Annotated in this window: 17 protein-coding genes; all 17 read right to left on the minus strand. The window is 44.2% G+C overall.

The features are described from left to right. Positions 1 to 1,596: a putative polysaccharide biosynthesis protein gene (locus OKX00_RS00100; RefSeq protein WP_265408975.1), complete on the minus strand. Its 1,596-nt coding sequence runs from the start codon at positions 1,594 to 1,596 to the stop codon at positions 1 to 3. A gap of 349 nt (positions 1,597 to 1,945) precedes the next feature. Beyond that, entirely contained in the window at positions 1,946 to 2,482 is a 537-nt protein-coding gene (gene spoVT, locus OKX00_RS00105) for a stage V sporulation protein T (protein ID WP_053356256.1), read from the minus strand. 443 nt (positions 2,483 to 2,925) lie between these two features. Next, positions 2,926 to 6,459, minus strand: a complete 3,534-nt coding sequence (gene mfd / locus OKX00_RS00110) for a transcription-repair coupling factor (RefSeq protein WP_265408976.1) — start codon at positions 6,457 to 6,459, stop codon at positions 2,926 to 2,928. A gap of 160 nt (positions 6,460 to 6,619) precedes the next feature. Continuing rightward, a complete protein-coding gene (locus tag OKX00_RS00115) occupies positions 6,620 to 6,850 on the minus strand; it encodes an anti-sigma-F factor Fin (RefSeq protein WP_053356259.1) in 231 nt (76 codons plus the stop codon). A 72-nt stretch (positions 6,851 to 6,922) separates the two neighbouring features. Continuing rightward, positions 6,923 to 7,483 (minus strand): aminoacyl-tRNA hydrolase, encoded by a 561-nt coding sequence (gene pth, locus OKX00_RS00120; protein ID WP_053356260.1) that lies wholly within the window; start codon positions 7,481 to 7,483, stop codon positions 6,923 to 6,925. Between the two features lie 187 nt (positions 7,484 to 7,670). After that, complete coding sequence (locus tag OKX00_RS00125; RefSeq protein WP_062240348.1) at positions 7,671 to 8,342, minus strand: 50S ribosomal protein L25/general stress protein Ctc; 672 nt, start codon at positions 8,340 to 8,342, stop codon at positions 7,671 to 7,673. 102 nt (positions 8,343 to 8,444) lie between these two features. Continuing rightward, complete coding sequence (locus tag OKX00_RS00130; protein WP_062240352.1) at positions 8,445 to 9,398, minus strand: ribose-phosphate diphosphokinase; 954 nt, start codon at positions 9,396 to 9,398, stop codon at positions 8,445 to 8,447. Between the two features lie 63 nt (positions 9,399 to 9,461). Beyond that, on the minus strand, positions 9,462 to 10,835 hold the full coding sequence (gene glmU, locus OKX00_RS00135) for a bifunctional UDP-N-acetylglucosamine diphosphorylase/glucosamine-1-phosphate N-acetyltransferase GlmU (RefSeq protein ID WP_062240355.1): 1,374 nt from the start codon (positions 10,833 to 10,835) through the stop codon (positions 9,462 to 9,464). A gap of 547 nt (positions 10,836 to 11,382) precedes the next feature. After that, positions 11,383 to 11,673, minus strand: coding sequence for a septation regulator SpoVG (gene spoVG / locus OKX00_RS00140; protein ID WP_053356264.1), 291 nt, complete (start codon positions 11,671 to 11,673; stop codon positions 11,383 to 11,385). Positions 11,674 to 11,833: 160 nt separating this feature from the next. Next, positions 11,834 to 12,211: a RidA family protein gene (locus OKX00_RS00145; protein WP_265408977.1), complete on the minus strand. Its 378-nt coding sequence runs from the start codon at positions 12,209 to 12,211 to the stop codon at positions 11,834 to 11,836. 2 nt (positions 12,212 to 12,213) lie between these two features. Further along, positions 12,214 to 13,044, minus strand: a complete 831-nt coding sequence (purR, locus tag OKX00_RS00150; protein ID WP_053356266.1) for a pur operon repressor — start codon at positions 13,042 to 13,044, stop codon at positions 12,214 to 12,216. A 120-nt stretch (positions 13,045 to 13,164) separates the two neighbouring features. Next, a complete protein-coding gene (gene ispE, locus OKX00_RS00155) occupies positions 13,165 to 14,049 on the minus strand; it encodes a 4-(cytidine 5'-diphospho)-2-C-methyl-D-erythritol kinase (protein WP_265408978.1) in 885 nt (294 codons plus the stop codon). A 101-nt stretch (positions 14,050 to 14,150) separates the two neighbouring features. Further along, positions 14,151 to 14,327: a small, acid-soluble spore protein, alpha/beta type gene (locus OKX00_RS00160; protein ID WP_053356268.1), complete on the minus strand. Its 177-nt coding sequence runs from the start codon at positions 14,325 to 14,327 to the stop codon at positions 14,151 to 14,153. A 131-nt stretch (positions 14,328 to 14,458) separates the two neighbouring features. After that, entirely contained in the window at positions 14,459 to 14,719 is a 261-nt protein-coding gene (gene veg / locus OKX00_RS00165) for a biofilm formation stimulator Veg (protein WP_061975971.1), read from the minus strand. A 213-nt stretch (positions 14,720 to 14,932) separates the two neighbouring features. Continuing rightward, on the minus strand, positions 14,933 to 15,808 hold the full coding sequence (gene yabG / locus OKX00_RS00170; protein WP_265408979.1) for a sporulation peptidase YabG: 876 nt from the start codon (positions 15,806 to 15,808) through the stop codon (positions 14,933 to 14,935). 86 nt (positions 15,809 to 15,894) lie between these two features. Continuing rightward, entirely contained in the window at positions 15,895 to 16,767 is an 873-nt protein-coding gene (rsmA, locus tag OKX00_RS00175) for a 16S rRNA (adenine(1518)-N(6)/adenine(1519)-N(6))-dimethyltransferase RsmA (RefSeq protein WP_053356271.1), read from the minus strand. Continuing rightward, on the minus strand, positions 16,764 to 17,324 hold the full coding sequence (gene rnmV / locus OKX00_RS00180; protein ID WP_062240387.1) for a ribonuclease M5: 561 nt from the start codon (positions 17,322 to 17,324) through the stop codon (positions 16,764 to 16,766). The genes rsmA and rnmV overlap by 4 nt, the downstream gene beginning before the upstream one ends. Positions 17,325 to 17,353 lie beyond the last annotated feature (29 nt).

Consider the following 17,353-nt stretch of genomic DNA (forward strand, 5'->3'; position numbering starts at 1 on the left):
TTAACTCCTTCTTTCTTTCCAGCGTTTCAACATATGCTGTAATTTTTGTAGTTTAGGAATGCGGACCAGTTCTTCCACCTTAAATACTTTAGCTGTTGCGAGTGCCACAAAAAGAGCGACCCCGCCGCCTGCACTGGCAGCCAGTGAAATGACAGCATCCGCCGATCTGGATTCTGTCATCACACGATCCAATCCTGATTTTATGAGCCATGCCGTAAGCGACATCACAGCCGCAGAGCCGCCGATGCGTATGCCATATAATTTTTCTGCAGCAGCAAAGCCTGTTGTTCTTTCTAATATGACAAGATTTATTGCCGCTGCGGCAATGGATGCCAATACAGTGGCAAAACTTGCTCCCATTGGACCCCATAACGGCATCATAGCAAGGTTTCCTGCCACTTTAACAATAAAAGCAGCTGATACACTCATCACAGGATAGGTACTGTAACCCATCCCCTGCAAAAGGCCGGTGGATACAAGGAAAAGGGAAACGGTCAGGATAGAGATACCCAGGACTGCGATTTCCAAGGATCCTTCCGCGCTCTCAAAAAGCATCCGGTTTACAGGCTCGATAATCACGGCAAGGCCTGCCGAAGCGGCTAGACCGATAATAAAAACAGCCTTTATCGAGATACCGCATATTTTTTGAATTCTGGCAGAGTCCAAACGTACTTTTGCCGCGGCCACCGCTGGGACAGCAGCAAGGGAAATGGATGTTGCAATGACCGTACCCAGCTGAAGGAGCGGCTGCGCCCTGTCAAAGATCCCTTTTAAACTTCTTGCCTCCCCTAGCGACACCCCATTTTGCTGCAGAAGATTTACGAACGTAAACGCATCCGCCAGCTGGAATAAAAGTAAAATCATTGAGCTCAATGATAATAGAAGCCCCGCTGAAAGGAGCTGAAAACCTATCTTTCTTGATGGCTTGGACCCCACTATCCAGCTTTTCTTCCGGCTCCCGGATCGGTAGAAATAGAGAACCAAAACGAGCAGCCCTGCCAAAGAACCGACAGCAGAGCCAGCGGAAGCTCCCGCACCGGCAATATAGACATTATAGCCATGTGAAATAAAATAATAGGAAAATCCGATGATACAGGCGACCCGGATGAACTGTTCTGCCACCTGGGAAAAAGCTGTGGGTTTCATTTGTTCAAATCCTTGAAAGATTCCCCTGAAAACGGCCACAAAGGGTACGGTCAAGTAGATCAGCGAGGTTGCCTGAATTGGAAGCCGAAGCCCCGGGTCACCCATCCAGCTTGCAATCTTGGCTGATGCAAAAAACAACAGAAGAAAAAGAAGCAAGCCTGCCGCAATAAATGCAGTAAATGCACTTCGGATGATCGTGCCTCTCTCCTTTTCTAAAAGACCTTCTGACCTTTCAGACAGAAGACGGGAAAGAGCAACAGGAAACCCGGCCAGTGCAAATGCTGAGGCGATGCCGTAAAACGGATACACCTGCTGAAACACATAAAACCCCGTATTGCCTGTTATATTTTGATAAGGAATGCGGTAAACCACACTTAGAATTTTTACGATAAACATGGCGATGGTCAACAAAAACGCCCCATGCCAAATCCGTTTCGATTGTTCGTCCATACCTGCTCCTAAACACTGCATCGAATAAAAGTATAAGTATTATAGCATAGTTAGAAAAGCTGAAGCGCCTGGTTAGAGACGACAAGCGCTGGAGTTCTCACACAGCAACACGCTTTTGTGTTGAAGTGGGAGATCGAAGCGTTCGAGTCTCTAGGCGCTGAAGCTGGATCAAGAAAAGCTGAAGCCGCTGTTTAGAGACGAAATGCACTGGAGGTCTTTGGCATAAAACGCTTTTTGTTTTCTGACAAAGACCGAAGTGGTCGAGTCTCTAGCGGCTGAAGCTGGGTCAAGAAAAGCTGAAGCGCCTGGTTAATAGCAGAAAAAAAGAAGGAGCCTCAGCTTCCTTCTTTTAGTGTTCCATTTGTCTGGCAAGAAAGCCCGCTGCAGTCTCTGCAAGCTTTTGCTCGAGTTCTGTGATTTTTTTGCCTTCTTTTGATATTAATGCAACGGCTCCAATCGGATCTCCGCTCGCTACAATCGGTGCAATAACGTAGGATGATGACTCTTTCGTTCCATCTACGATCTCTACTTCGCTTCCATTGGAATCAAGCAGTGATTTTCGGTCGTTCATTGATGATTCAATCATTTTGCCGATGCTTTTGTTCAGATAGTCTTTCTTTGATCCGCCAGCTACCGCAATAAAAGTATCACGGTCAGCGATGAGAACTAAATGTCCCGAACTGTCAGCCAAGGATTCAGCATATTCTTTTGCAAAATCACCGAGTTCATTGATCGGTGAATATTTTTTTAATATCACTTCGCCATCCCTGTCCACAAAAATTTCAAGTGGATCTCCTTCTCTGATGCGGAGCGTACGGCGAATCTCTTTCGGTATAACAACCCGGCCAAGGTCATCAATACGGCGTACAATGCCTGTTGCTTTCATAGAATAATGCCCTCGCTTTCATATGGTGTATTCACTGGATGTAATACATAAATGAAACCTTCTTTTGAAGATTGTTCCATTCCCTGCTAGTATTATTTGTTACCTTGCGAGTTCTATTCATCAAAAGCATTTTGTTTTTGGCCGGTCCTAATTTTTTCCAGGCTGTTTTCTTTGTTGTTCTTGGAAGTGGTTGATTTCCATTTCAGGATGCTCGCTTTCCGAGGGGCGTTCGCTGAGCCCTACTCGGCGCAAGCGCCTGCGTGGTCTCATCTGTCACGCTTCCCCCGCAGGACAAGGAAGGCTTCGGCAGCGTTATATCGCACGAAGAAAATGTGAAATCATTTTCGAGGAGTCTCGCACCTTCCACTCCAATCAACTTGTCAATAAAGGTTCTTTGCAAAAATGTTCCCAAAGCAACAATCTTTTTAGAAGAAAGCCTTTTTCTACGATCTGGACTTGGCTTTATCTTTTTTGACGCTTTTTAGCTTCTTCAGTACCTGCTCCATTGCCTGAAGCAGTTCTTTATCCGAGATGCGTTTTTTGTTAAATAATATTTTAAGTCTTTCTTTTTCCACACCAAGATTAATGAACCGGCCGAGCTTGTTGACGATATCAAACAGCTTGGCACCATCTATTTTCTCTGTCGCTTCCTGCGACAGCATGATGGTTACCGTATCGCCTTTTTGCTCAATGCTGTCCGCGCTTTCTTGTTTGGCCAGCTCTTTAATCCTCGCAATTAACAGCAAGCATTCCACTTCAACCGGATAATCGCCAAAACGGTCGATCAGACTGTCATGAAGCTCATCGACATCAGCAAGGGAGTTCGCCGCCTTAAATTGCTTGTACATGTCAATCTTCTGTTTGCTGTCGTCGATATATGTCGAAGGAATATAGGCATCCACTTCAATATTAATATCAATCACAGGTACAGTTTTCTTCGGCTTGTCGCCTTTTCTTTCTTCAATGGCTTCCTGCAGCATTTGAGAATAGAGGTCAAATCCAACAGAGTCAATAAAGCCATGCTGTTGAGCCCCAAGAAGGTTACCCGCTCCTCGGATCGACAGGTCACGCATTGCAATTTTAAAGCCTGAGCCAAGTTCTGTGAACTCCTTGATCGCCTGAAGTCTTTTTTCAGCCACTTCCGTAAGCACTTTATCCCGCTGATAGGTAAAATAAGCATAAGCGACCCGGTTGGAGCGCCCAACCCTCCCTCTTAACTGATAAAGCTGGGAGAGGCCCATTTTGTCAGCATCATAGACAATCAATGTATTGACGTTCGGTATGTCTACACCCGTCTCTATAATGGTCGTGGACACTAGCACATCTGTATTGCCTTCAAGGAAATCAAGCATGACAGATTCCAGTTCGTTCTCCGACATCTGTCCGTGAGCCGCAGCTACCCGGACATCAGGTATGAGAGCTGATATCTGTTCGGCCATCCGATCAATCGTTTCTACACGGTTATATAAAAAGTAAACCTGGCCGCCGCGCCCAAGTTCGCGCTCGATCGCCTCTCTCACAAGGGATGCGTTGTATTCCACTACATAGGTTTGAACAGGAAAACGGTTTTCAGGCGGTGTTTCAATGACTGATAAGTCCCTTACACCAAGCATGGACATATGGAGCGTCCTCGGTATAGGGGTCGCCGTTAACGTCAGTACATCAACGTTAGATTTTAACCGTTTGATTTTTTCTTTATGAGTAACCCCAAACCGCTGTTCCTCGTCAATAATCAGAAGGCCCAGATCATGATACTGGACATCCTTGGAAAGTAAACGGTGTGTTCCAATGACAATATCAACAGTTCCGTTCTTAAGCCCTTTCGTCACTTCAGACTGTTCCTTTTTAGAACGGAACCGGCTGAGTGAACCAATGGAAATCGGAAACTCGGCAAAACGTTCACGGAAGGTTTCGTAGTGCTGCTGAGCCAAGATCGTCGTTGGAACGAGGAATGCCACCTGCTTACCGTCCATAACTGCTTTAAAGGCGGCACGGATAGCCACCTCCGTTTTGCCATAGCCGACATCCCCGCAAAGAAGGCGGTCCATGGGGCGGGTCCTTTCCATATCGACCTTAATTTCATTAATAGCCCGAAGCTGATCGTCTGTTTCCTGATAAGGAAAGGAGGACTCAAATTCCTGCTGTTCAGCTCCATCTTTTCCGAACGCATAACCAACACTGGCTTCGCGTTCAGCATAGAGCTTGATCAAGTCATCCGCAATATCCTGCACCGAAGACTTAACTTTGCTTTTGACCTTCTTCCAGTCACTTCCGCCCAAGGCATAGATTTTCGGTTCCTTCGCTTCAGAACCGACAAACTTCTGCACTTGGTCGATCTGCTCGACAGGCACATAGAGCTTGTCATTTCCGGCATACCGAATGTGAAGATAATCTTTGTGGACCCCTTTTATTTCAAGGGTTTCAATCCCTAAGTATTTCCCAATCCCATGGTTAACGTGTACGACATAATCGCCGACTTTAAGTTCTGAGTAGCTTTTGATCCGTTCGGCATTGGACATTTTTTGAGAGCGTACTGGACGTCTTGCTTTCTTTGTAAAGACTTCTTCCTCTGTGATGACGGCAAGCTTCTGTTTCGGTGATTCGAAACCACTCGATAGGTCACCGATCAAAATTTGATTCACTTTCGGCTTAAGTACGGTATCGCCAGAAATAAGGCTCGCTTCCATTTCGTAGTCAGCCAGCACTCTTTCCAGACGCTTTGCCCGCTCCTCATTGGCGGCAAGAAAGACGACTGTATATCCTGTTTTCTTCCACCGCTCCAGTTCACCCTTCAGGACTTGTAGCTGCCCATGGAAATTCTGCATTCCTTTGCTTTCGACATTTACAATATTCTGCGGATTGGTGTGCGGAACATGGCGCAGGAAAAGCGATAGATAAATTTTATGGAATGGTGCCTGCTGTAGGATATCGCTCTCTTGTGATAAACGGATATCCGTCAGAATTTCCCCTTGCATCAGCAGTGATGTATGCCATTCTGCTTCTTCTTTTTCCAGCTGGTTCGACATCTCCTGAACACGGCTGACTTCATCCATTACGATAATACTGTCCTTTGGCACGTAATCCAGCAGACTGGCAGGCTCATCATAAAATAAGGATATATATTTATACATCCCCTGGTAGCGCTGCTTTTCCTTAAATTGGCCGATTTCATAAGCCGTATGTTCAACAAGCGTTTCTTTAACCTGCTTGTCTTTAATCTTTTTTAGTGTGGAGGCCACTCCGGCTTCCATCTTTTCAACCGCTGTTTCAAATTGTTCACTATAGAGCAGGATCTCCTGTGCAGGCCCGATCAATATTTTTTCTGTCTTTTTGTCAGATCGCTGCGTATCCGCTTCAAAAAAGCGAATTGAATCGATTTCCGTATCAAACAGCTCAATTCGGACCGGCAGTCTTTCTGTTAAAGGATAGATGTCCAGAATTCCGCCGCGCATACTGAATTCTCCTGGGGAGGAAACCATGCTTACCCGCTCGTACCCAATGGCCACGAGTGTATTCAATACGTGTTCTACCTCAAGATCCATTCCTGTTTCAAATCCAAGCTGACTCTGTTTCCATAAACTTTTCGGCGGCAGAAATCTCCTGACACCGGCAATCGGAGCTATAATGACGCCTTTATCCTTATGAGCCAAAAAGTTAAGCACTTCTAACCGCTGAGCTTTTAACTCGGGACTGGCAATTGCAATTTCTGAAGATATCAAATCATTGACCGGATAAAGAAAAACCTCTTCTTCCGGAAGCAGGCTGCATAGATCTTCATAGAGCTTCTGAGCCTGATAAAGATTATGAGTGATGACGAATTGTGTTTGTCCCGTCTGCTCATATAAAGAGGCAATTAGAAGCGTCCTTGCCGATCCGGATAATCCGGCGACCAGCTGTTCTTTCAGGTTTTCCTTTAAACCTGTCAGTACAGCCTGAAAATCATCACCTTTGCTGTAGAGCTTTTTAAGTCCTAACATGTAAACCTCCCCCCTGATGAAATACAAACCCGTGTATTCCTCAGTACTATGTTGTATATGCTTACTGATGGTGTTTCTTGCTCTTTTCCCCGTTTATGATATGAATATTCTATTCTGCTTCAAACAGAAAAAGCCTTGGCCAGCTGCCAAAGCGACTTTCTTATTGAATAAAAGAATGGAGCGCATAGTAATCCGGGTTTCTCTCAAGCGCTTCATGGCAATCCTCGCAAATGGTTTTGACTTGTAAATGCCCTTGCTTGTCATACTCGAGCATCGCTTGCCTTTCTTCAGAAGTAAGCTCGTGAAAACCAAGCTGTTCTGAAGTAAGATTCTGGTGCTCCAGGCTTCCCACGTGCTTTCCACAGTGGCGGCAATGATAATGAATAGCCAATGACTCAGCCCCCTTATCCGGTTCATATTATGTTATGTTACTCCCATTATGAACGGAACAGGGGATTTCTATTCAGCCGTTGTACTTATTCATGACGCGTGAAAACGGCATAGACAGAAAGGCTTCACACGCATCAGATGACCGTTGAAGAGCTGATTCAATAAGAGGAGCGTCCTCTTTAGAAAACGGACTGAGAACGTAATCCGGTACAGGCTGGGCATTGGACGGCCTTCCAATTCCGAATCGGACTCTGTTATACTCCTGAGTGCCAATATGGGCGATAATAGATTTCATCCCATTATGGCCGCCGGCACTTCCTTTTTCCCTCAGCCTCAGTTTGCCTGCAGGGGTATCCAGATCATCGTAAATGACCACCATGTCCTCAACAGCCAATTTAAAATAATCTTTAAAAGGGCGGACACTTTCTCCTGATAAATTCATATACGTTAAAGGCTTTAATAAATACACCTTTTCTCCATTAATTACACCCGTCCCATAAATCCCTTTAAATTTTGATTGGTTTAAAGGAATGTTAAAACGCTTTGATAATTCATCGATCACCCAAAAGCCCACATTGTGGCGTGTATTTTCATATTCTCTGCCCGGGTTTCCGAGACCTACAAACCATTTCACATGAAATCCTCACTTTCATGGCCGCCGTCTTACACCAGCAGCCTATGATGATGCTATCTCATATTATACACTAAACAAGTGCTGGTCATTAATTAAGAACACCTACAGAAAAGCCCATTGAGCCAGGCCCAATCAAAACAAACGGCGCAGCCTGCAAGCTGCGCCGTTCCTTATCTTCTGCTATTAATTATTCTTTAGGCCCGCCGGAACCCTTGTCCTCATTATCCACAGCTTTTCCTTCTGCATCTCCGCCTGGATCCGCTTCTGCTTCTTCTCGATCTTCAGCATCTTCGTCTTCCGTTTCAGCAACGGCCGGAGGTGTAACAGTCAGAACAACCTCTTCCTCGTCATCAACAATTTCATAAGAAGATGAGGCCGGAAGATCTCTTACAAGGAGGGAATCCCCAATGTTAAGATTTTCTGCATTGACTTCAATATGATCCGGGAAATCATTCGGCTTGGCTTTTACCGTCACCGTATGAAGAATACGCTGAAGGACACCGCCTTCTTTCACTCCCGGAGATTCGCCTGTAACCGTTAAAGGCACATCAGCTTCGATTTCTTTTTTAAGGTCAACCACGATGAAATCAATATGTCTGATTTCATTTTTTAAGTGATCTCTTTGTACTTCCTGAACCATTACCGACAATTTTTTCTTATCATCTGTAACCAGGGAAATAACCCCGTTTAGTCCATGGTCTTTTATTACTTTTATAAACTCTGTTTCTGTAACAGCTACAGACTGAGGTTCTGTGCCGCTGCCGTATACAACTGCAGGCACATTCCCTTCTTGTCTTAGTTGAGTGATATAAGAACGCTTTGTGGTATTTCGTTTATTGGCTTTGAGTTCTGTTGCCATATTATTTCACCCTTCCTAAATATATACGTCTCTATAAGAATTACCCTATTTTACGAAGTTTAAAACCAAGCAAGCAAAAACCATGCCTCCGAAAGCTGTCTATTAATCAAATAGTTTGGAAACAGAAAGCTGTTCGTGAACGCGAATAATCGCTTCTCCAAGCAATGGAGCCACAGATAGCTGAGTAACTTTGTCCGTGCGTTTTTCGTCTGGAAGGACAATCGTGTTCGTCACGACAAGTTCTTTAATCCTGGAGTTCTGGATGCGTTCCATTGCAGGACCTGACAATACAGGGTGTGTACAGCACGCATAGACTTCCTTCGCACCGTTTTCAACAAGCGCGTTTGCAGCAAGTGTGATCGTACCTGCAGTGTCGATGATGTCATCAATCAAAATCGCCGTCTTTCCTTCAATGTTACCAACGATGTTCATGACTTCAGCCACATTCGGACGCGGACGACGTTTGTCAATGATCGCAATAGGAGCTTTCAGACGGTCTGCCATTTTTCTTGCACGTGTTACTCCACCGTGATCAGGAGAAACCACGACAATGTCATTAAGTTTCTTATCTTCAAAGTAATTGGCAAGAATCGGAACACCAAGAAGCTGATCCACTGGAATATCAAAGAATCCCTGGATTTGGGTAGCGTGAAGGTCGATAGTAATAACCCTTGTCGCCCCTGCAGTTTCTAAAAGGTTTGCTACTAGTTTTGCTGTAATAGGTTCACGCGCACGCGCTTTGCGGTCCTGTCGGGCATACCCGTAATAAGGAATGACCACATTGATCGTTTTGGCTGAAGCACGTTTAAGCGCATCAATCATGATAAGCAATTCCATTAAGTGCTGATTAACTGGGGCGCTTGTAGACTGAATAATATAAACTTCGCTCCCACGGATGCTTTCTTCAATATTGATTTGAATTTCGCCATCGCTGAAGCGGGTTACAGAGCTTTTTCCAAGATCAATTCCAATATGCTTCGCAATTTCCTGTGCGAGTTCAATATTTGAATTTAACGTAAAAACCTTTAACGTAGAATCAACATAACTAGTAGCCATTAACACCTATTCCTTCCGTTTTTTAAACTACTTGCTCAATTTTCTTGTAAACAGCTTTATGCTTTATTTTTTGTTCTTTAATTTTGAAACATAACCTTCTTTAGTTGTCTGTCTGCTTCTCGCAATCGAGAATGCTTCACCCGGAACATCATCAGTAATTGTAGATCCTGCAGCGACATAGGCGTTTTGCCCGACTGTTACAGGAGCGATTAAATTGGAGTTGCAGCCGATGAAAGCTCCGTCTTCAACTTTCGTTAGATGCTTGTTCTCTCCATCATAATTCACGGTAATCGATCCGCAGCCGAGGTTTACCTCTCTGCCAATCTCCGCATCACCGATATAGCTTAGATGAGAAGCCTTGCTTCCTTGTGCCATAACCGATTTTTTCACTTCCACAAAGTTGCCAATCTTTACCTGGTCTTCTATAGAAGAAGCTGGGCGGATATGGGCGAACGGCCCGATGTTTACTTCATTACCGACCTCACTGTCATGAACGACGGACTGTTTGATCGTATTTCCGTTTCCGAACTTACTGTCCTTAATTTCACTGTTTGGTCCAATGATATTGTTTTCACCGATGACAGAAGATCCATTGATCATTGTGCCCGGATAAAGAATGGTGTCTCTTCCGATGACTGCGTCAGAAGAAATATACGTCTGTTCAGGGTCAATGATGGTTACACCGTTTCTCATATGCCCTTCATTGATTCGTTTTTTCATCGTTTTTTCCGCTTGCGAAAGAGCTACACGGTCATTGACACCAAGTGTTTCATCAAAAGATGGAGTCTGATAAGCTGCTACGACTTCACCTTTCTTCTGAATGATTTCGATTACGTCCGGCAAATAGTATTCACCCTGAGAGTTATCGTTATTGACAGAAGAAAGAGCCTCAAATAAGGACTGGTTATCGAAGCAGTAGGTTCCCGTATTAATTTCCTGTACTTTCTTTTCTTCGTCACTTGCATCTTTATGCTCAACGATTCTTTCAACCGTTCCGCTCTCATTGCGAAGTACACGTCCATAACCTGCTGGATCTTCTGCTTTCGCAGTAAGAATCGTGACTTTCGCGCCGGCGGCCTGATGCTCATCAATCAGCTTTTGCATCGTTTCTGCAGTGATCAGAGGAGTGTCGCCACATACGACAAGCGTAATGCCGTCCTCTTTTGACAGGGCATCATCAGCCTGCATGACTGCATGCGCTGTTCCTAGCTGTTCTTCCTGAAGTACATATCCTGAACGGTCTCCGAGCTGGTCTTTAACCTTTTCGGCGCCATGGCCTACTACCGTTACAATCTTCTGCATGTCCAATTGAGAGATCTGATCGACCACGTGTTGTACCATCGGTTTGCCGCAGACAGGATGCAGTACTTTATATAAACTGGATTTCATTCTCGTTCCTTGACCTGCAGCTAACACTACTGCGAAGCGTTTACTCATAAATGACCTCCACTATTATTTACTATTACTCTGCTGATATTCCCTTACGAATATATCTTATAATCACAGTCATTTCAAGGAGTGTGAAGGATTTGTCAATGTATTGTTAAAAAGCTCCAATGGTTTGGCAGAGACGCCGTGCACTGGAGGCCTTGAGATCCAGTACGCCCTTTGTGCTGGGCCGAAGGGGCGCAGTGACTCAAGTTTCTAACCATTTGAGCTGGATTAGATAAAAAGCTGAAGCGACCGCATAAAGCTGAAAGACGGTGGAGCGCTTACGCAGCAACACGCTTTTTGTGTTGAGGCGGGAGAGCGAAGCGGCCGAGGCTTTGGTCGCTGGAGCCAGATTAGTTAAAAAGCTCCAATAACTCAAGCATTAATACTCATAATGACATTACTATTGGCTATGAATATAGCTATCCTTGCAGTACTTTAATGACTAGATACATCATTGGAACTTCCCTTTTCATTCCTGTCTTAAAACCACCCACGCTAAAAAAAGCATAAAAAAAGAACTCCTTGAGTAAGGAGTTCTTTTATACGCTGTTTAGGATGCCCCTGCTTCTTCAAAAGCAGATTCCATTTCACCCATTCTGTGATATTCCGTCAACACCGCGTTTTGAATCTTTTCGCGTGTACTGGACGTAATCGGGTGAGCGATATCTCTAAATTCCCCATCCGGCGTTCTTTTGCTAGGCATAGCAACGAACATACCGTTATTCCCATCAATCACACGAATGTCATGGATAACAAATTCATGATCGATCGTAATCGAAGCAATCGCTTTCATACGTCCTTCTGTATTCACCCTTCTAAGTCTTACATCAGTCACTTCCATTCCAAACACCACCTTTTTCCATAAATAAGAACGTATAACAACATTTCTTCATTCTTTTTCAAAATCCTTCTATATATAATAAAAATTTTTAAAAAATTATGTAAAATAAAAAATAGCACCTTCTCAAATGAAAAGGTGCTATTTTCCTATCTTTTTATTTTTATGTTCTGACTAAGGCAATGACTTCAATTTCAATTTGCACATCCTTTGGCAGGCGGGCAACTTCCACACAGGAACGGGCAGGCTTGTGTTCAGAGAAATACTCTCCGTATACTTCATTAATGGTTCCAAAATCATCCATATTTTTGATAAAGACAGTCGTTTTTACTACTTGCTCGAATGAAGAGTTCGCTTCCTCCAAAACAGCCTGAAGGTTTTTAAAAACCTGATGGGTTTGCGCAGCAATATCGCCTTCCACCAAGGTGCCTTCTGCTGTCAGAGGAATCTGGCCTGAACTGTAAAAAAGATTATTAACAACCATCCCCTGTACATACGGGCCGATAGCTGCAGGTGCTTTTGCAGTCTGTACCTTGTTCATCGTTATCTCTTCTCCTTTTGAATGAAGTAATTTCCTTCCTCAACCTCTATCCTCTGTTCCTTTTCATTGACACTGGCCAGCCGGGTTAATGAAACATAATCATCCACGAGCCTCTCTGCTCCATCCTGTGCCTCAACGAGTACACCTATTCCAGCCACTTCCGCCTGGAACTCTTTGATCAGGCTGATCATGCCGCGGATTGTGCCGCCAGCCTTCATGAAGTCATCAATAATAAGTACGCTGGCACCCTTCTTGATACTTCTTCTCGCCAGCGCCATCGTTTGAATGCGTTTCGTTGATCCCGATACATAGTTGATACTGACAGTAGACCCTTCCGTCACTCTGCTGTTGCTGCGTACGATTACGACAGGAACATTCAACTGCGAGGCCACTGCATACGCCAAAGGTATCCCCTTCGTTGCCACGGTCATGACGGCATCAATTTTTTGAAGCGAAAAAACGGAGGAAAAAAGCCGTCCCACCTGGTTGACCAGATTAGGATTTCCAATGATGTCCGTTAAGTAAAGGTAACCGCCGGGAAGCAGCCGGTCAGGATCTTCAAGCATCCCGGTCAGTTCTTCAATGATCTCTTTTGCTTCCGCTTCAGAAACAGAAGGAATATACTTTACGCCGCCGGCTGCGCCAGCCACTGTAATGATAGAGCCAATCCCTTGGTATTCAAAATTTTCTTTAATGATGGCCAAGTCTTCGCTGATGGATGATTTGGCAGACTGATACCTCTCCACAAAGTATGATAATGGAATCAACTGATGTGGATGCTGCAATAGGTATGTGGTTAAGTCAACCATTCTTCCGCTTCGTTTTAACTTCATCCTGCGCCTCCAAAAACCGAATATTTGAAGTTAATATACCATTTTCATACGGTTTTTATCAACATACAAATGAAAATCGTTCAAATTATCCGTTTTTTTTAAAAAGAGGGCGAAAGAACATTAGTATTTAAAGTCTTCCTGTCCCTCACCCAGCAGGCGTACAGCGTAAACTTCATGGCAAAAACCTCTCAGGCCGTTGTACACACGGTTAACCCGCGACTCATGCTGAAACAGTCCAAAAACGGTTGGGCCGCTTCCGCTCATGAGCACACCATCTGCACCGAGCCGATGCATTTGATCTTTGATCTGCTTTACTTCCGGATAAATGGGAAGTGTAACCGTTTCGAGAACGTTTCCCAGCTGGCCGCAGACCCCTTCATAATCATTCGTTTCAATTGCATGAACCATCGCCTCAATGTCAGGATGATCAATGGTTTTGGTATCAAGCCTTCGGTACACTTCGGCAGTCGATACACCGATTGGGGGTTTGGCAAGCAGCACCCAGCAAGGCGGCGGCGCTTTAATATGCTGAATATGTTCCCCTCTGCCAGAAGCGATAGCGGTACCGCCGTAAACACAAAAGGATACGTCAGAACCGATCTTTGCCCCAAGTACAGCCAGTTCATCCAGAGAAAGTCCGAGCTTCCAGATCTCATTCAGGCCTTTTAATGCCGCAGCTGCATCGCTGCTCCCCCCTGCAAGTCCAGCTGCAACAGGAATATTCTTAGCAATGTGGATCCCGACTCCTTTTTTAATCCCAAAGGTCTTCTTGAGAAGCAAAGCTGCTTGATAAGCCAGGTTCCGCTGATCGAGGGGGACGAACCCGCCTGTAGATTCAATCGTTATTCGATTTTCCTCAAGGAGTGTCAGTTCCACACGGTCAGAGAGGTCTACCGTCGTCATAATCATTTTTACTTCGTGGTACCCATCTTCCCGTTTACCGAGAACATCCAGAGACAAATTGATTTTTGCCGGAGCCTTGATGGATATCTTATTATCATTCATAAAGATTCCCCTATATTTTTAAGATAATTTGATACTATCATAAAACGGGAAGCGCCTCTATATACAAAAAACCGGAGCATGGCTCCGGCGTCTCGCATATTTTATTGCTGTCGGGACAGGTTCTGCTGCGCCATTTCTATAGCGCGCTTTACCATATTGCCTGCGTCCTTGGACTTAATGCCGCCCCAGCCTTCCTTTTGGACCGTATCATAAAACCCAAGGTCTTTTGCAAGCTCCATCTTGAATTGTTCAGACATCATTCCACGTCTACGGCTCATGATGCAATACCCCTCTCAAAAATAAGCGATAAGGGTAGTATTTTACGGATTATAAAATGTTATGTATCAACCATTGGTTTGCTTAAGTCTTCGTTTTTTGAAAAAAGGCAAAAAAAAAGCAGTAAGGATTCTTACTGCCCGCTAACCACCTGGGATTCTTCTAAGAAAGTTAGTTCAACGGTTTCCGTTAATACGTCAGCGTAGCTGTAAGAAACACGTTCAAAAGCGTTGGTGTCCTGATCCAGTTTAATAATAAATACGGCAGGGTATGTTTCTTCTAAGGTACCAAGTCGTTCAATCGTTTTGCGACGACCTCCGTTGGCTCTTAGAGAAAGTCTTTTACCCACGTTAGACTCTAAAATTCGTCTAATGTCCACAATTGTTTTACCCATATCGGCTCCACCTCACTTAGACAAATTGTAACACAAATCGCTACTTTTTGTCAAATTAAAACTAAAATTATAGCAATTTTGAAGTTGTCATGTCAATGAAAAATTATCCTTTTTTCACTTTTATTATGTGGGAAATTGTAAAAAAGTATGTATGCTTGCCAATAATCTTTTTTTTAAGCATAAGAAAACTCCAGCAAACAGGCTGGAGTTTTCTTATTGGGTAAAGGTTTGTGATTTAATCGGCATGCCAGTCCGCAAGAACCCTTTTGTTTCGACCCCGCCCAATCCTTCCCGGCCCGTAAGCGTGTTCCGCAGGACGTCCATCACATTTACATGTTCCATGAAGGAAGTCATGCTGATCTTGGATACGATATAAACAGGATCCAGGGCGTGTATATTGATCCTTGCCGGTGAGCTTGCAAAATTACTGCCCGCTTTTATCAATGACTCAAAATGAGATTGGCATGCTCCTGCAAAAATCATTAAATGATCAAGCTGAGGATAATTTCTCCGAATTTCTCTTACAGTTCTTACAAAGAATTTAGTATGCCGATAAGCCTGCATATCATCAATTGATCCTTTGTTCTTCATGTAGGCGTCATGCCCGGTGATGACCAGGATATCCGGCCGCACTTCATCAACAAGAGCGGGAACTTTTTCAGGCATTTCTGTTTCTTTCAGATGGATCCCATATACAGGAACACCAAGCCGCTTATAGAGCTCAAGGCATTTGCTTAAATAGAGGGGATCACCATCTACGTGAAGAACCCGGCCGGGCAGCTCGAAATACGATTGGTCATATTCATAGCCGTTTGTTGAAAGGTATTCTCTCTTCTGCCTGAGCAGGTAGTAATCCTGCCTGAACAGTTTATAGGAGGACTCTTCCTTTTCCTGCCCCGCCTGCCGCCTTTCGTGCTGCTGCTGCGGAGACATGGCTACAAGATCAGCAACCGGAGCATCGGCAATTAATCTCATCTCTTCACCGGCAAGATCTGCCACTGTTTTATCTTCATTGAACCCTACGATTCGAAACAATAGATCACATTTATATGACGTCCTGCCAACCACTGATCCGATTTCAAGTTTCATCGAACTCCCCCTGTTTGGAGAAAAGTACAAATCCCAGTTACATCATCCTTTTTAAAGATATGTCGCCGGGATTAGAAACATGAGTCTCATTTTAGAAGGGGAGCTAAAGCGTCTGCAAGTTTTGCAAATTCTTCGATGGTCAGGGTCTCGCCTCTTCGTTTTGGATCGATCTGAATTTCATCAAAAACTTCTTGGAGCTCTTCTCTCTTCTCTTTTAATGGAAGGTTATTCAGCAAGTTGTTCCAAAGTGTTTTTCTTCTTTGGCCAAAAGAGGAACGAATCACTTCAAAGAAGAAGGTTTCATCCTTTACTTGAACAGGCGGCTCTTTTCTCAGGGTCAGCCTGATAACGGCAGAGTCCACGTTAGGCGCCGGCACAAAAACCGTTTTAGGCACTTTCAGAACCGTTTCTGCTTCCGCATAGTACTGTACAGCAATCGACAAGGAATTGTAATCCTTCGTTCCCGGTTTAGCTGCAAGCCTGTCCGCTACCTCTTTTTGGATCATACAGACGATTCCCCGGATCGGAAGCTTTTCCGTTAAGAGCTTCATAATGATTGGTGTGGTCACATAATAAGGAAGATTTGCCACAACCATAATATCCTCTATCCCTTCAAACTCTTGTCCTATCACTTGAGAAACATCCGCCTCAAGAATATCAGAATGAATAACTTTTACATGAGGATAAGGCTCCAGCGTCTCGCTTAAGATGGGAAGCAGCCGCTGGTCAATCTCAAAAGCAACGACCTTTTTTGCCTGGCGAGCGATATGCTCTGTCAACGCACCAATTCCCGGCCCGATTTCTATAGCCCCGGATTCCTCTGTTAAATCAGCCTGGGCAACGATATTGTTCAGTATATTACGGTCAATCAAAAAGTTCTGACCGAGACTTTTTTTAAATGTGAAGCCATGTTTCTTCAGTATGGCTTTTGTACTTTGCGGATTTGAGATATCCTTCATCTTTCCTGTTCCTCCTGTAGAATTTCCTTCATGGCATCAGCAAATTGCTGTTCAGTAATCTGAAACATCATCAAGCGCTTGTGCAGCTGCTTTCCGTTCATATATCCGATCTTTAAGCTCTTTCCAAGCTTTTCTCTTCTGGCTTTTGCCTGCTGTCCGCCGATTAGCCCTGCTGTTACAAGATCGTTCCATGAAATTTTTTCCGTTTCTTCTATATATTCTTCTTTTACATGACGCAGTGCTTCTCTTATTGAATCCTTTGAGGCATGCTCCACTCCAATGCCTTTTTTATTTCTTGCCATCGCTTCCTTTTTGGGAAGAAATGCATGCTTGCAACCGGGTATCTTGTTTGAAATAATTTTCCGGATGCGCTCCCCCGGATAATCAGGATCTGTAAACACGATAACCCCTCTTTTTTCCTGAGCAAGCCTGATCTGTTCTATCGTTTCATCACTTATTTCTGAACCGTTTGTTTCAATGGTGTCCGCATTGACCGCATTCTGTATCACGATGGTATCACTTTTGCCTTCAACCACAATTATTTCTTTAATTTTCATGATTTCCTCCCAGGTCATGCAAAAAACTA

Origin of the sequence: Fictibacillus sp. KU28468 (assembly GCF_026153615.1) — a bacterium.
Lineage (GTDB): Bacteria > Bacillota > Bacilli > Bacillales > Fictibacillaceae > Fictibacillus_C > Fictibacillus_C marinisediminis.

Coding starts and splice junctions, on each gene's coding strand:
- OKX00_RS00100 (WP_265408975.1), bottom strand. CDS start 1,596: ATGGACGAACAATCGAAACGGATTTGGCATGGGGCGTTTTTGTTGACC.
- glmU (WP_062240355.1), bottom strand. CDS start 10,835: ATGAGTAAACGCTTCGCAGTAGTGTTAGCTGCAGGTCAAGGAACGAGA.
- yabG (WP_265408979.1), bottom strand. CDS start 15,808: ATGAAACTTGAAATCGGATCAGTGGTTGGCAGGACGTCATATAAATGT.
- OKX00_RS00130 (WP_062240352.1), bottom strand. CDS start 9,398: ATGGCTACTAGTTATGTTGATTCTACGTTAAAGGTTTTTACGTTAAAT.
- OKX00_RS00145 (WP_265408977.1), bottom strand. CDS start 12,211: ATGAACAAGGTACAGACTGCAAAAGCACCTGCAGCTATCGGCCCGTAT.
- OKX00_RS00160 (WP_053356268.1), bottom strand. CDS start 14,327: ATGAGCCGTAGACGTGGAATGATGTCTGAACAATTCAAGATGGAGCTT.
- purR (WP_053356266.1), bottom strand. CDS start 13,044: ATGAAGTTAAAACGAAGCGGAAGAATGGTTGACTTAACCACATACCTA.
- OKX00_RS00125 (WP_062240348.1), bottom strand. CDS start 8,342: ATGGCAACAGAACTCAAAGCCAATAAACGAAATACCACAAAGCGTTCT.
- rsmA (WP_053356271.1), bottom strand. CDS start 16,767: ATGAAGGATATCTCAAATCCGCAAAGTACAAAAGCCATACTGAAGAAA.
- mfd (WP_265408976.1), bottom strand. CDS start 6,459: ATGTTAGGACTTAAAAAGCTCTACAGCAAAGGTGATGATTTTCAGGCT.
- ispE (WP_265408978.1), bottom strand. CDS start 14,049: ATGAATGATAATAAGATATCCATCAAGGCTCCGGCAAAAATCAATTTG.
- spoVG (WP_053356264.1), bottom strand. CDS start 11,673: ATGGAAGTGACTGATGTAAGACTTAGAAGGGTGAATACAGAAGGACGT.
- veg (WP_061975971.1), bottom strand. CDS start 14,719: ATGGGTAAAACAATTGTGGACATTAGACGAATTTTAGAGTCTAACGTG.
- rnmV (WP_062240387.1), bottom strand. CDS start 17,324: ATGAAAATTAAAGAAATAATTGTGGTTGAAGGCAAAAGTGATACCATC.
- spoVT (WP_053356256.1), bottom strand. CDS start 2,482: ATGAAAGCAACAGGCATTGTACGCCGTATTGATGACCTTGGCCGGGTT.